Genomic DNA, 14,247 nt, shown 5'->3' with positions numbered 1-14,247 from the left:
GCCGGACGTGGTCACCCCGGCGGGCCCGCCCGCCCCGTCCGCACCGCCCGTCTTCGCCGCCGTGGACCTCGGCGCGTCCAGCGGGCGCGTCATCACCGGCCGCGTCGCGCCCGGCCCGCCGGGGCCCGGCACCCTGACGCTCCACGAGGCCCACCGCTTCCCCAACCGGCCCGTACGGGCCGGCGGCACGCTGCACTGGGACGTCCTCGCGCTGTACCGCGGCGTGCTCGACGGGCTGCGCGCCGCCGGGCCCGTCGCGTCCGTCGGCATCGACTCCTGGGCCGTCGACTACGGCCTCCTCGACGCCGACGGCGCCCTCCTCGGCAACCCCGTGCACTACCGCGACGCCCGTACGGACGGCGCCGCCGAGGAGGTCGCACGGGTCCTGCCGCCCGCCGAGCTGTACGCCGCCACCGGGCTCCAGCACCTCCCGTTCAACACCGTCTACCAGCTCACCGCCGCCCGCCACAGCGCCCAACTCGCCGCCGCCGCGCACCTGTTGCTCATCCCCGACCTCCTCGCGTACTGGCTCACCGGCGAACGCGGCACCGAACTCACCAACGCCTCCACCACCCAGCTCATCGACCCCCGTACCCGCGACTGGTCCCGTACGGTCACCACCGCCCTCGGCATCGACCCCGCCCTCTTCCCCCCGCTGCGCCTCCCCGGCGACCACGGCGGCGAACTCCTCCCGGACGTACGGGCGGAGGCCGGGCTCGCGGCGGACGGGCCGCCCGTACCGCTCACCGTCGTCGGCTCGCACGACACCGCGTCGGCGGTCGCGGCCGTACCGGCGGACGGCGACCGCTTCGCGTACATCGCCACCGGCACCTGGTCCCTCGCCGGAGTCGAACTCGACGCGCCCGTCGTCACCGAGGAGGGCCGCCGCGCCAACTTCACCAACGAACTGGGCGTCGACGGCACCGTCCGCTACCTCCGCAACATCATGGGCCTCTGGCTCCTCCAGGAGTGCCTGCGCACCTGGGAGACGGAAGGGCACCCGCACGACCTCGACACGCTGCTGCGGGAGGCCGCCCGTACGCCGCCGCTGCGGTCGGTGGTCGACGCGGGCGACCCGGCGTTCCTCGCCCCGGGCGGCATGCCGGAACGGCTGGCGGCGGCCTGCCGCCGCACGGGCCAGCCGGAGCCGCGCGCACCCGCCGAACACACCCGCTGCGTCCTCGACTCCCTGGCCCTCGCCCACCGCCGCGCCGTCACCGACGCGCAGCGGCTGACGGGGCGCGACGTCGACACGGTGCACGTCGTCGGCGGCGGCGCCCGGAACGAGCTGCTGTGCCAACTCACCGCGGACGCCTGCGGGTTGCCCGTCGTGGCGGGACCGGCGGAGGCGGCGGCGCTGGGCAACGTCCTCGTACAGGCCCGCGCGGCGGGCACCCTGCACGGCCCCCTCCCCTCCCTCCGCACCTCCCTCCGCACCACCCTCCCCCTCCGCCACCACACCCCGACCCGTGACCGCCACTCCTGGGCCGCGGCGGCGCGACGACTGGGGTGAGGGGGGAGAGCACGGCTCTCCTCAAGCCGGTGTCGCAGAGCCGGGACCCACGTCCGGCTTCCCGCTCAGCCACCGTACGGAGGTGCTTGCTGATCCTCGGGGGCGCGGAACAGAAAGCAGACCGGGCTCGACTCCCTGGCACCGCCCTCGTACCGGGTACGCACCAGGTGCCCCTTCTGCATGAACAGCGCTCCAATGCCCCCTGACGGTGGCAGGATGGCGCCATGGTGCTTCAGGTGGGGGTCAAAGCGCTCCGGAGGAGGCGCGACCAGCTGCGAGAATCTGCGGATTCAATCGACTCTGACGAGTCCCTCGGAGACGTCGCCACTGTCTGTCTCCTCTTGTTCTACGCGGCCGAGTGCGGGCTCAAGGAATGACTTCTCGAGCGACGCGGAAGCCGCGACTCCGGAGCTCTGGAGGCCACTCATGACCTTCGGCGAATCGCAAAGGAACTACGTCTTCCTCGACCCCTGAGTGACCGACTGGAGCGGCTCCAGACCTGCAAAATGCAACAAGCCACGCACAGCACCATCGCGCTGGCCGATCTGCATCAGGCGTGGCGATATGGCGCGAAACTCGACGCCTCGGATGAAAAAGCAGCTCAAGAAGCGCTTCGTGCCCTGATCAGCTGGTGCGAGCAGGACAAGTAATAGGAGTACGCGGTCGTGGCTGAAATCGTTGCCCTCGAAGGGCTGGCTCCTCCTGAGCACCTCTTTACATGGGTGGACGTGGAAGAGCACTTGGCGCTCCTGGCCATGGCTGACCGGTGGCCCCACTGGCTGCTCGCCGCCGACGGCTGGTGGGACTGCCTGGAGGTCGTGGTGAAGCCGGGTACCGACGTCGATCAGGTGAAACGCTGGCTGAACGAGGCTTTCGGCACCGGATCGGCTGACTGGCGCGATGACACCTTGATTCTGGTGCTTGACGATCCGCAGACAACTGAAGTGGTCGGGCTGCCCGTGACAGTGAGCCAGTCCTCGGGCGAGGAAGGCCACCCGCGACGCATCCCGTTGCTGAGAGAGAAGCACATCACGCCGCACCTGGCCCACCCGCTGGAAAGGCCGGCTGGCGAGACCTTCGCCAACGACGTGCAACTCGTAGCGTTCCAGTCCTTCAAGGGCGGCGTCGGACGCACGGTCCACGCGCTAGCCATGGCCGACGCCGTCGCACAGCGCGGCGGAAGCGTCCTGTTGATCGATGCGGACCTGGAGGCTCCCGGCATCACTTGGATGCACCGGGCCCAAGGGGGGCAGCTCGACTTCTGTTACGAAGATCTGCTGGCGCTGCTGCAGGGTTCCGAAGACGGCGGCTGGACCTCAGCCGTGGAAATTGCCGCAGCTTACCTGCCGAACCAACAGGTCGGGCGGTACAGCAGCGGCGGACGCGTGACAGTGGTCCCCACTAGTCGAAGGCCGCTACTCGGCCCACCGAGAATCGATCCAGCGGACCTGCTGACACCGGGTCGTTCCCCCTACTTTCTCACTGAAGCACTCGCAGCACTCGCCGAGCGCGTAGGCGCGGACACGATCGTCATGGACCTGCGCGCGGGAGCCACTGAGTTGTCAGCTCCCGTGCTGCTCGATCCCCGGGTACAGCGCGTTTTCGTGACCACGTTGAGTCACCAGTCCTTGGCAGGAACGGAACGACTCCTTCGGCAACTGGGGCATCGAGCACCGACGCTGCAGGGAATCGATCCGGCAAGTTCCGTGATCATCACGCAGTACCGTCAAGACGTACACGAAGATCAAGCCGTAAAAGCGCGCAGAACGCTTGGGAACGCGCTACTCGCCTCTCTCCGACGGTCAGAGGACAGCTCTGAACCCGAGCCCGCCGAGGGCACCAGCGACGTAGACACCGAGATCTTCTCCCAACCGCTACTCAGCCCGTTTCGGGAGGAACTGCTCGCGCTCCCATCCTCCTGGGACGCCGTGATGCGAGTGCTGGAGACCAGCAGAGTTGCCGACAGCCTGGAACCAATCCTGCCCACACTTGCACCTTCGTCCTCACCAAAGATCGAAGTGGAAGAGAAAGCGATTGACCTTCCTTCCCTCCGCCGTCGACTGGCGGATATTTCACGAAGGTTCATCTACGCCGAACGTGAAGGCATGTCTTCGGCCAGCGGATTTCTTGTCACTGATCCATTGCGCAGGCTCCTGGGAGACCATCGCACAGAGCCCCCTTTGACCTTGGTAGCAGGCGCCAAGGGATCAGGTAAGACCTTCATGTACGCAAAAGCATGCGCGGCCCAGTCCTGGGACAAATTCGCCCAACAGTCAGGAATCGAAGGTGTCCAGCTATCAGCGCCCGTCGTCCCGGTACTCGAGTCGGACAACCTTGAGTCCGACGAGCTGACAACGCAGGACCTGCGGGACGCCTTCGTATACCGCCACAGCGGCGAGCCCGGCCAAGGTGCCACTTCTCTGGAAATCCAAGACAAACTCAAAACGGGCCTTACGAATATCGACGACAGGGACGAGCTTCGCTGGCGACAGTTGTGGCTGGAGTGCTTGGCGACCGCAGCAGGCGTGCAAACACCAGATCACGGCGATGCAGAATCGGCCCTCACCGACCTTGGTAAGCGGGCACGAGCAGTTTTCGTCATCGACGGGCTCGAAGACCTGTTGCAGTCGCTCGATGACGAATCCAAGCGCACTGCACTACGCGTGCTGCTGATCGACGTCCTGGCATGGCTGCGCTCGCTGCGAGGGCACCCGTTTGGGCTCGTTGTATTTGTGCGGCAAGACCTCGTAGCCCGGGCAGTTCGCCAGAACAGCGAGCAACTGCTGGCCCGTTATGAACCCTATGCATTGCGGTGGGACAAGGACGAGGCCCTGCGGCTCGCCCTGTGGGTGACAGCACACGCCGATGCGCTGCCCAATCCCGTAAACGAATCCCGTATCACCGAGCTGTCCTCCGAGGAGCTCGTGAACACTCTCATTCCCGTCTGGGGGTGGAAGATGGGAACGGAAAAATCCAAAGAAGCACGCTCCCACCTCTGGGTCCCCGCCGCCCTCGGAGATTTCAACGATCAAGTGCAGGCCAGAGACGTGGTCGTTTTTCTTTCCGAAGCAGCACAGTTGTCGATTCCCCAGAAAACATGGGAAGACCGCGTCTTGGTTCCTGGGGCCATGCGGAGGGCCTTGCTAGCGTGCAGCAAGAATAAAATCGACGCGATCCAACAGGAGAACCAAGAAGTCGGCGACCTGCTAACCAAGCTTCAACAGGTCAATCAACCCGTAAACGTTCCTTTCGAATTGGAGGAAGTGAACATCTCGGTCCAGCAGGCAGACTTTCTCGTGGACTCCGGAGTATTCGCACGGGGCAGCGACGGCCGATACTGGGTGGCCGAGATCTACCGGCACGGCTTGGGCTACGGCAGCGAGCGCCGCGCGCGCGTCCTCTGGCGTCGCTAGCTCAGAGTGGCACCGAAGCGCCGTCCCCGTCACGCCTCCGCGATGACCACCGCCGACGCCACGCCCGCGTCGTGGCTGAGCGAGACGTGCCAGTGGCGGACGCCGAGGGCCGTGGCGCGGGCCGCGACCGTGCCGCGTACGTGGAGGACGGGGCGGCCCGAGTCCTCCGTGGTGATCTCCGCGTCCGTCCAGCGCAGGCCCTTCGGCGCGCCCAGCGCCTTCGCCAGGGCCTCCTTCGCCGCGAAGCGGGCGGCGAGGGAGGCGGGGCCGCGCCGTTCGCCGCCGGGGAGGTGGAGTTCGGCCGGTACGAACAGTCGCTCCGCGAGTTGCGGCGTACGGTCGAGGGCCGCCGCGAAGCGGTCGATCTCCGCGACGTCGATGCCGACCCCGACGATCACCGCGCCACCACCGGGGCCGACGGAGCCGCCGCCACCGCCAGCACCGGCAGTCCGCCCGTCACTCCACCGTCACCGACTTGGCGAGGTTGCGCGGCTGGTCGACCTCGTTGCCGCGGGCCGTGGCCAGTTCGCAGGCGAAGACCTGCAACGGCACGGTGGCGACGAGCGGTTGGAGGAGCGTCGGGGTGGGCGGGACCTCGATGAGGTGGTCCGCGTACTCCCGTACGGCCTCGTCGCCGCGTTCCGCGATCACGATGGTGCGGGCGCCGCGCGCGCGGATCTCCTGGATGTTGGAGACGATCTTGTCGTGGAGTACGGAGCGCCCCCGCGGCGACGGTACGACCACCACCACCGGCACGTCGTCCTCGATCAGCGCGATCGGCCCGTGCTTCAGCTCGCCCGCCGCGAAGCCCTCGGCGTGCATGTACGCGAGTTCCTTGAGCTTGAGGGCGCCCTCCAGGGCGACCGGGTAGCCGACGTGCCGCCCGAGGAACAGCACGGTGTCCTTGTGGGCGAGCCCGCGCGCCAACTCCCGTACGGGCTCCATGGTGTCGAGGACCTGCTCCACCTGCGTACCGATCTCGGACAGTTCCCGGATCACGGCGCGGACCTCGTCGCCCCACTTGGTGCCGCGCACCTGGCCGAGGTAGAGCGCCACGAGGTAGCAGGCGACGAGCTGGGTGAGGAACGCCTTGGTGGAGGCGACGGCGACCTCCGGCCCGGCGTGCGTGTAGAGCACGGCGTCGGACTCGCGGGGGATGGTGGAGCCGTTGGTGTTGCAGATGGCGAGCACCTTCGCGCCCTGTTCCCGCGCGTGCCGCAGCGCCATCAGGGTGTCCATCGTCTCGCCGGACTGGCTGACGGCGATGACCAGGGTGCGGCTGTCGAGGATCGGGTCCCGGTAGCGGAACTCGCTCGCCAGCTCCGTCTCGCACGGCATCCGCGTCCAGTGCTCGATCGCGTACTTGGCGATCATCCCGGCGTGGAACGCGGTGCCGCACGCCACGATCACGACCTTGTCGATCTCCCGCAACTCCGAGCCGGGCAGGCGGAGTTCGTCGAGCGTCAGCGATCCGGTGGCGTCGATGCGCCCGAGCAGGGTGTCCGCGACGGCCTTCGGCTGCTCGGCGATCTCCTTGAGCATGAAGTAGTCGTAGCCGCCCTTCTCGGCGGCGGAGGCGTCCCAGTCGACGTGGTACGTACGGACGTCCGCCGGTACGCCGTCGAAGTCGGTCACCCGGACCCCGTCCCGGCGCAGCTCCACGACCTGGTCCTGGCCCAGTTCGATGGCCTCGCGGGTGTGGGCGATGAACGCGGCCACGTCGGACGCGAGGAAGTTCTCGCCCTCACCGACGCCCACGACCAGCGGCGAGTTGCGGCGGGCGCCGACGACCACGTCCGGGTCGTCGGCGGCGACGGCGACCAGGGTGAAGGCGCCGTCGAGGCGGCGGCACACCTGGCGCATCGCCTCCGCGAGGTCGCCGCAGGCGGAGTAGCTCTCGGCGAGCAGGTGGGCGGTGACCTCGGTGTCGGTCTGCGACGACAGCGCGTGGCCGCGTTCCGCCAACTCGGCGCGCAGGGCGGCGAAGTTCTCGATGATGCCGTTGTGGACGACGGCGACGCGGCCGGAGTTGTCCAGGTGCGGATGCGCGTTCGCGTCGTTGGGGGCGCCGTGGGTGGCCCAACGGGTGTGGCCGAGGCCCGTCTGCCCGCTGGGCAGGGGGCGTTCGAGCAGCTCCTTCTCCAGGTTGGCGAGCTTCCCGGCCTTCTTGGCCGCCGCCAGCCCGCCGTCGGCGAGGACGGCGACCCCGGCCGAGTCGTAGCCCCGGTACTCCAGCCGCCGCAGCCCGGCGATGACCACATCGAGGGCGGACTGCCCTCCCACGTAACCGACGATTCCGCACATGCGCGCAGCCTACGACGGCCCGTCGCCCGCCCCGCGCCCCGCCGTGCCCGGCTGGTACGGACCTGGCGGGGGCTGTCGTACGAGCGACGCTCACCGCCGTACGCGGGCGGCGTCTCAGCGCTCGTCCTCCATGCGGTCGATGGCGTCGCGCAGCAGCTCCAGGTACTCCGCCTCCTCGCACCGCGGCTTGCTCCCCAGCACGTACAGGTCCAGCGACTCCCCCAGGTCCTCCCGCAGGTCGTCGTCCGGCAGCTCCGCCGCGATCTCCTCCTGCGTACGGCCGCGGCGGCGCGCGGGCGCGTACGGGGCGGGCGGCGGCGCGGGGGCGGGCGCGGGTAAGGGCGGGGCTGCGCGGCCCCGCCGGATGCGTGCGAGCAGTGATGCCATGGTCCCCCCATGGATCGGCGGCGCGTCCGACGGAACCTAGACCCCGGGCCCCGGCCGCGTACACCCCCGCGTACACCTTTTCCGCACTCTTTCCCCGCTCTTTCCCCGCCCCCCGCGCACAGCCGGAGCGCCCGCCCCCGCACACCCGCCGCGTACGCCCAGGCCGCAGGCCCGTGCCCGCTCGGGGCACCCCGGCAGGGAACGTCCGCGCGGCCCGCGCAGAATGGGAACGTGCCCTCGAAAACCGCCAGCACGACCAGTTCGGCCGGATCGGCCCGTACGCCCCGGACGGCGAAGCCCGCCAGGACGGCGAAGCCGTACGTCGACCTGTCCCGCAGCGAGTGGAGCGCCCTGCGCGAACGCACTCCCCTGGCGCTCACCGCCGACGAGGTCGAGCAGCTGCGCGGCCTCGGTGACGTGATAGACCTCGACGAGGTCCGGGACGTCTACCTGCCGCTGTCCCGGCTCCTCAACCTCTACGTCGGCGCCACGCACGGCCTGCGCGGCGCCGTCAGCACGTTCCTCGGGGACGCCGGGAACGGTGGCGCGCAGCGCGGCACGCCGTTCGTCATCGGCGTCGCGGGCAGCGTCGCCGTCGGCAAGTCGACCGTCTCGCGGCTGCTGCGGGCGCTGCTCGCCCAGTGGCCGGAGCACCCGCACGTGGAGCTGGTCACCACGGACGGCTTCCTGCTGCCCAACGCGGAGCTGCACCGGCGCGGCCTGATGGCGCGCAAGGGCTTCCCCGAGTCGTTCGACCGGCGCGCGCTGATCCGCTTCGTGGCCGACGTGAAGTCCGGCAAGGCACGCGTCTCCGCGCCCGTCTACTCGCACCTGATCTACGACATCGTGCCGGGCGAACGCCTCACGGTGGACCGCCCGGACATCCTGATCGTCGAGGGGCTGAACGTGCTCCAGCCCGCGATGCCCGGCCAGGACGGCCGCACCCGGCTGGCGCTGTCGGACTACTTCGACTTCTCCGTGTACGTGGACGCGCGCATCGACGACATCCAGGGCTGGTACCTGGACCGCTTCCGGGCGTTGCGCGCGACCGCGTTCCAGGACCCGGCGTCGTACTTCCGGAAGTACACGCAGGTGTCCGAGGACGAGGCCCTGGAGTACGCGCGGAACACCTGGCGCACCATCAACCAGCCCAACCTCAGCGAGAACATCGCCCCCACGCGCGGTCGCGCCACCCTCCAGCTGCACAAGGGGCCGGACCACAAGGTGGAGCGGCTGTCGCTGCGCAAGCTCTGACGCCCCCGGGCCGCCCGTACGGCACGCCGCGGAACCGGGCGGCGCGTACGTCCGTCCTCCCCGTACGGCACGGCGAGGGCGGGGGCGGGGGACGGCGGTATGCGGAGGCGGACGAGGCGGGCCCTGGCGACCGCCGCCCTGACGCTCGCCGTCGCGGGAGCGTGGTACGGGTGCGTGGAGTGGCCCATCGAGACGCCGGACGCGACGGCGTACGGGACGGACGGGCCGATCGAGCTGGCGGACGGTCGGCAGGTCTCGGTGCGCTGGACGCAGCGGGGCCTGGTCGAACGGCACCGGGACGGCGCGGACGCCGGGGACGACGCGTGGTCGGCGCCGAAGGTGCTGTACGGCGGACCCGGGGACGACGAGTGCGGCGTACGGCTCAGCACGTACCGGAACACCGTGGCCGTCGTCGCGGACCACCCGCCCGGCTGCTACGCCGACTCCCCGCCCGAGGTGGTGGTCGTCGCCGTCGGGACCGGCGACCTCGACGACTGGGACACGCGCCGCGTGTGGCACGACGACGGGTTCGCGTGGACGCGCTTCTCCTGGAGCGGCCAGCGGGTCGTCTTCCGGCGGGAGGACGGCGACGGGGTGCACGAGCTGAGCTGGCGGCGGGTCATCGGCTTCACCGGCCCGTGACGCGCCACGGGCCGGTGCCGTACGGCCGCGGCGCCCCGTACCAGCGCTCCGTACCCGCCGCCCGTCAGCGGCGCACGCCCGTCAGCCGAGCACCCGCTTCACCACGTCCGCCAGCCGGTCCGCGACCGACCGCGCCAGTTCGGTCTCGGCGGCCTCCACCATGACCCGTACCAGCGGCTCCGTGCCCGACGGGCGCAGCAGCACGCGGCCGGTCTCGCCCAGCTCCCGCTCCGCCTCCGCGACCGCGGCGGCCAGCTCGGCGGAGGTGTCGACGCGCGTACGGTCCACGTCCGGCACGTTGATCAGCACCTGCGGCAGCCGCTCCATCACGCCCGCCAGCTCCGCGAGCGAACGGCCGGTGGCCGCGACGCGGGCGGCCAGCATCAGGCCGGTGAGGGTGCCGTCGCCGGTCGTCGCGTGGTCCAGTGCGATGACGTGGCCGGACTGCTCGCCGCCGAGCGAGTAGCCGCCGCGCTTCATCTCCTCCAGCACGTACCGGTCCCCGACCGCCGTCTGGAGCAGCTCCACGCCCTCGCGGCCCATGGCCAGCTTGAAGCCGAGGTTGGACATCACGGTGGCCACGACGGTGTTCTTCCGCAGCGCCCCGGCGTCCCGCATGGCCACGGCGAGTACGGCGAGGATCTGGTCGCCGTCGATCTCGTTGCCCTCGGCGTCGACCGCGAGGCAGCGGTCCGCGTCGCCGTCGTGCGCGACCCCCAGGTCGGCGCCGTGCTCGACGACGGCCGCGCGCAGCACGTCGAGGTGGGTGGAGCCGCAGCCGTCGTTGATGTTCAGCCCGTCGGGCTCCGTACCGACCGTCGTCACGGCCGCGCCCGCCCGCGCGAACGCCTCCGGGGACACCCGGGCCGCCGCGCCGTGCGCGCCGTCGATGACGACGCTGAGCCCGTCGAGCCGGTTCGGCAGGACGCCGACGAGGTGCGCCACGTAGTTGTCGAAGCCCTCGTCGTAGTCGCGTACGCGCCCCACCCCGGCGCCCGTCGGACGGTCCCAGGGGCGACCGCCCTCGTGCTCCCGGTACGTGTGCTCGATCCGGTCCTCCAGCTCGTCCGCGAGCTTGTGGCCGCCGCGCGCGAAGAACTTGATGCCGTTGTCCGGCATCGGGTTGTGGCTGGCGGACAGCATCACGCCGAGGTCCGCGCCGAGCGAACCGGTCAGGTACGCCACCGCGGGCGTCGGCAGCACGCCCACCCGCAGCACGTCGACACCGGCGCTGGCCAGGCCCGCCACCACGGCGGCCTCCAGGAACTCCCCGGACGCGCGCGGGTCCCGTCCGACGACCGCGACCGGGCGGTGCCCCTCGAACGTGCCCGCCTCGGCGAGCACGTGGGCCGCGGCGACGGACAGGCCGAGAGTCATCTCGGCCGTCAGACCGCCGTTGGCCACGCCGCGCACACCGTCCGTACCGAAGAGTCGTGCCACTGGTCGTTCCTCCGAATCGCGCGGACACCGGAAGGTTTCCGGATTCCCTCAACGTACAAAGCGAACGCCCTGGCGACACGTAACGTGTCGCCAGGGCGTCACCACAGAATCGGCATGCGGCAGCCAGCCGGCGCCAGGGTCAGCGCTTGCTGTACTGCGTGCCCTTACGGGCCTTCTTCAGACCGGCCTTCTTGCGCTCGACGGCGCGGGCGTCGCGGGTCAGGAACCCGGCCTTCTTGAGGGGGCCGCGGTTGTTGTCCACGTCCGCCTCGTTCAGCGCGCGGGCCACACCGAGGCGCAGCGCACCGGCCTGGCCGGAGATGCCGCCACCCGCGATACGGGCGACGACGTCGTAACGGTCGTCCAGCTCGAGCACCTTGAAGGGCTCGTTGACCTCCTGCTGGTGCACCTTGTTGGGGAAGTACCCCTCCAGGGTGCGGCCGTTGATCTTCCACTTGCCGCTGCCCGGCACGATGCGCACGCGGGCGATGGCGTTCTTGCGGCGACCGGTGCCCGCGGCGGGCTGCGGGTCACCGAAGCGGGACGCGAGGGACTCGGAGGTGTACTCCTCCGGCGCGTCGGGGGTCTCGGTCGTGTACTCCTGGACGTCCTCGGCGACGTTCTCGTCGGCGACGGGCGTCTCGGCGGTGGTCTCGGCCACGAATGCTCCTGGTTTCTCTTCGTCTTAGGTGGTGGCCGGAACTACTGCGCGACCTGGCTGATCTCGAACGGGACGGGCTGCTGGGCGGCGTGCGGGTGCTGGTCGCCCGAGTAGACCTTCAGCTTCGAGAGCATCTGCCGGCCGAGGGTGTTCTTCGGGAGCATGCCCTTGACGGCCTTCTCGACGGCCTTCTCCGGGTTCTTCGCCAGCAGCTCGTCGTAGCGGACGGAACGCAGACCGCCCGGGTAACCGGAGTGCCGGTAGGCCAGCTTCTGGGTCCGCTTGTTACCGGAGAGGTGCACCTTGTCGGCGTTGATGACGATGACGAAGTCACCGGTGTCGACGTGAGGCGCGTACACCGGCTTGTGCTTGCCCCGGAGAAGGGTGGCGGCCTGGGTCGCCAGACGGCCCAGGACGACATCCTGCGCGTCGATGACGTGCCACTGGCGCTGGACATCGCCGGGCTTTGGGCTGAACGTACGCACGGTCGTAGCCTTCGCTTCTTCTCTACAGTGATGGAGCCCCCATGCCGAGTGGCCCGAGGGACAGGGTCCTGACAAGGCCGCCCGCAGATCACGACAGCATTGACCGCACCTCGGTGACGCAACCGAGTGCTGATCACTGGTGACCGGCCGGTGGGCCGGTGTAAGGGCCCCTCACGTGAGAATGAGCAAGCCAATACACATAACGAACCAGCAGGATACCCGGCGCGCCGCACGCCGGTCAAAACCGGCCCCCGGCCGCCTCCCGCCCCGCCCGCGTACGTCAGCCCGTACGGTCCCGCGCGACGCGCCCCTCGTCCCACACGGCCTCCGGCACCTCCCGTACGCGCCCGTCCGCGCCGAACACCAGGAACCGGTCGAAGGACCGCGCGAACCACCGGTCGTGCGTCACCGCCAACACCGTGCCCTCGAACGCCTCCAGCCCTTCCTGGAGCGCCTCCGCGCTCTCCAGGTCCAGGTTGTCCGTCGGCTCGTCCAGCAGCAGCGCGGTGGCGCCCGACAGCTCCAGCAGCAGGATCTGGAAGCGCGCCTGCTGCCCGCCCGACAGCTTGCCGAACGGCTGCTCCGCCTGCTGCGTCAGCTCGTACCGGCGCAGCGTGTTCATCGCCGTCCCGCGCGCGCGGGCGTGGTCGAGCCACAGGATGTCCAGGAGCGTACGACCCGCCAGCTCCGGGTGCGCGTGCGTCTGCGCGAAGTGGCCGGGGACCACGCGCGCGCCCAGCTTCCACGTCCCGGTGTGCGGGACCGCCTCCCCGGCGCCCGGCCCGCCGCCGGTCTCCCCCGGCGCGCCGCTCGCCAGCAGCCGCAGGAAGTGCGACTTGCCGGAGCCGTTGGAGCCGAGCACCGCGACCCGCTCGCCGTAGTACACCTCCAGGTCGAACGGCCGCATCAGACCCGTCAGTTCGAGGCCCTCACACGTCACCGCCCGGACGCCCGTACGCCCGCCGCGCAGCCGCATCCGGATGTCCTGCTCGCGCGGCGGCTCCTGCGGCGGCCCCGCCTCCTCGAACTTCCGCAGCCGGGTCTGCGCGGCGCGGTAACGCGACGCCATGTCGGAGTTGTTGGCCGCCTTCTGCTTCATCCGCTGCACCAGCGCCCGCAGTTGCGCGTGCTGCTCGTCCCAGCGGCGGCGCAATTCCTCGAAGCGCAGGAAGCGCTCCTTCCGCGCCTCGTGGTACGTGGCGAAGCCCGCGCCGTGCACCCACACGTCGCTGCCCGCCGGGCCCGGCTCCACACTGATGATCCGGTCGGCGGCGCGCGCCAGCAACTCCCGGTCGTGCGAGACGAACAGCACCGTCTTGCGGGTCTCCCGCAGCTGCCCCTCCAGCCAGCGCTTCCCGGGCACGTCCAGGTAGTTGTCGGGCTCGTCCAGCAGCAGCACCTCGTCCGTGCCGCGCAGCAGCGCCTCCAGCACGAGCCGCTTCTGCTCGCCCCCGGACAGCGTCCGCACCTGCCGCCACTGCGCCTTCTCGTACGGCACCCCGAGCGCCCGTACGGTGCACGTGTCCCACAGCGTCTCGGCCTCGTGCCCGCGCGCCTCCGCCCAGTCGGCCAGCGCCTGCGCGTACTGGAGCTGCGCCGCCTCGTCGTCCCGCGTCATCATCGCCAGCTCCGCCTCGTCCACCGCGCGCGCGGCGGTGCGGATGCGCGGCTGGGCGACGGACACCAGCAGGTCCCGTACGGTCCGCTCGTCCCGTACGGAGCCCACGAACTGCGGCATCACCCCGAGGCCGCCGCTGACCGTCACCGACCCGCTCTCCGGGGCGAGTTCGCCCGTGACGAGGCGCAGCAGCGTCGTCTTGCCCGCGCCGTTCGCGCCGACGAGGGCGACGGACGCGCCCTCGCCCACGCGGAAGGAGACGTCGTGGAGCAGCGCGCGGCCGTCCGGAAGGAAGTACTCCAGGTGTGCCGCTTCGACGTGTCCCATGGGCCGGATTCTCCCCGCGGCCGGGCGCCCCGCCAAACCGTTTCCGGCGTCCCTCCGCACCACGTCGCGCACCGCGCGGGGGGAGGTGCCGTACGGGGTCGTCCGCGGCGGCCCGTCCCCCGCCCCCGTACGGCGGGTAACGGTGGGCCGCGCACCCCGGTAACAGGGCGGCGACGGGGCCGCCTTGCGGCTCCCGGGGCCGT

The 14,247-nt window shown here is 70.6% G+C and carries 12 protein-coding genes; 5 read left to right on the top strand and 7 right to left on the bottom strand.

All coding sequences use genetic code 11. The features are described from left to right. Positions 1 to 7 precede the first annotated feature (7 nt). The 3 genes from D7M15_RS18330 (at position 8) to D7M15_RS18320 (ending at position 4,926) form a co-directional block, all read left to right on the top strand. Positions 8 to 1,513, top strand: a complete 1,506-nt coding sequence (locus D7M15_RS18330; protein ID WP_121518506.1) for a rhamnulokinase family protein — start codon at positions 8 to 10, stop codon at positions 1,511 to 1,513. A gap of 506 nt (positions 1,514 to 2,019) precedes the next feature. Then, the gene (locus D7M15_RS28550; protein WP_165906286.1) at positions 2,020 to 2,163 is read left to right on the top strand and encodes a hypothetical protein; all 144 of its coding nucleotides are present in this window, start codon (positions 2,020 to 2,022) and stop codon (positions 2,161 to 2,163) included. A 15-nt stretch (positions 2,164 to 2,178) separates the two neighbouring features. After that, positions 2,179 to 4,926 carry an AAA family ATPase gene (locus tag D7M15_RS18320; RefSeq protein WP_240649362.1) on the top strand — a complete coding sequence of 916 codons (2,748 nt, stop codon included), beginning with the start codon at positions 2,179 to 2,181 and terminating at the stop codon, positions 4,924 to 4,926. Between the two features lie 29 nt (positions 4,927 to 4,955). Here the strand turns inward: D7M15_RS18320 and D7M15_RS18315 are convergent, their stop codons facing one another. From D7M15_RS18315 to D7M15_RS18305, 3 genes are all read right to left on the bottom strand, one after another. Beyond that, positions 4,956 to 5,324 (bottom strand): holo-ACP synthase, encoded by a 369-nt coding sequence (locus tag D7M15_RS18315; RefSeq protein ID WP_121518504.1) that lies wholly within the window; start codon positions 5,322 to 5,324, stop codon positions 4,956 to 4,958. A 58-nt stretch (positions 5,325 to 5,382) separates the two neighbouring features. Continuing rightward, positions 5,383 to 7,230, bottom strand: a complete 1,848-nt coding sequence (glmS, locus tag D7M15_RS18310) for a glutamine--fructose-6-phosphate transaminase (isomerizing) (RefSeq protein WP_121518503.1) — start codon at positions 7,228 to 7,230, stop codon at positions 5,383 to 5,385. 114 nt (positions 7,231 to 7,344) lie between these two features. Continuing rightward, positions 7,345 to 7,617: a hypothetical protein gene (locus tag D7M15_RS18305; protein ID WP_121518502.1), complete on the bottom strand. Its 273-nt coding sequence runs from the start codon at positions 7,615 to 7,617 to the stop codon at positions 7,345 to 7,347. Positions 7,618 to 7,848: 231 nt separating this feature from the next. Here D7M15_RS18305 and coaA point away from each other — a divergent pair, with 231 nt between their 5' ends. Together coaA and D7M15_RS18295 are read left to right on the top strand one after the other, a co-directional pair. After that, the gene (gene coaA / locus D7M15_RS18300; protein WP_121518501.1) at positions 7,849 to 8,871 is read left to right on the top strand and encodes a type I pantothenate kinase; all 1,023 of its coding nucleotides are present in this window, start codon (positions 7,849 to 7,851) and stop codon (positions 8,869 to 8,871) included. Positions 8,872 to 8,970: 99 nt separating this feature from the next. Beyond that, positions 8,971 to 9,513, top strand: a complete 543-nt coding sequence (locus D7M15_RS18295; protein ID WP_121518500.1) for a hypothetical protein — start codon at positions 8,971 to 8,973, stop codon at positions 9,511 to 9,513. An 81-nt stretch (positions 9,514 to 9,594) separates the two neighbouring features. On the opposite strand, the gene glmM is transcribed toward D7M15_RS18295, so the two are convergent. The 4 genes from glmM to D7M15_RS18275 all read right to left on the bottom strand — a co-directional run bounded on the left by glmM (position 9,595) and on the right by D7M15_RS18275 (position 14,044). Further along, entirely contained in the window at positions 9,595 to 10,953 is a 1,359-nt protein-coding gene (gene glmM, locus D7M15_RS18290) for a phosphoglucosamine mutase (protein WP_121518499.1), read from the bottom strand. Positions 10,954 to 11,092: 139 nt separating this feature from the next. Further along, positions 11,093 to 11,614 (bottom strand): 30S ribosomal protein S9, encoded by a 522-nt coding sequence (gene rpsI, locus D7M15_RS18285; protein WP_121518498.1) that lies wholly within the window; start codon positions 11,612 to 11,614, stop codon positions 11,093 to 11,095. Between the two features lie 41 nt (positions 11,615 to 11,655). Continuing rightward, a complete protein-coding gene (rplM, locus tag D7M15_RS18280) occupies positions 11,656 to 12,099 on the bottom strand; it encodes a 50S ribosomal protein L13 (protein WP_121518497.1) in 444 nt (147 codons plus the stop codon). Positions 12,100 to 12,379: 280 nt separating this feature from the next. Beyond that, positions 12,380 to 14,044: an ATP-binding cassette domain-containing protein gene (locus tag D7M15_RS18275; protein WP_121518496.1), complete on the bottom strand. Its 1,665-nt coding sequence runs from the start codon at positions 14,042 to 14,044 to the stop codon at positions 12,380 to 12,382. Between the last annotated feature and the right edge of the window lie 203 nt (positions 14,045 to 14,247).

This window comes from Streptomyces sp. Z26 (assembly GCF_003665095.1).
In the GTDB taxonomy this organism is placed as follows: Bacteria; Actinomycetota; Actinomycetes; order Streptomycetales; family Streptomycetaceae; genus Streptomyces; species Streptomyces phytohabitans.
Note: the sequence above shows the minus strand (reverse complement) of the source record. Positions and strands in the feature narration are given on the sequence as shown.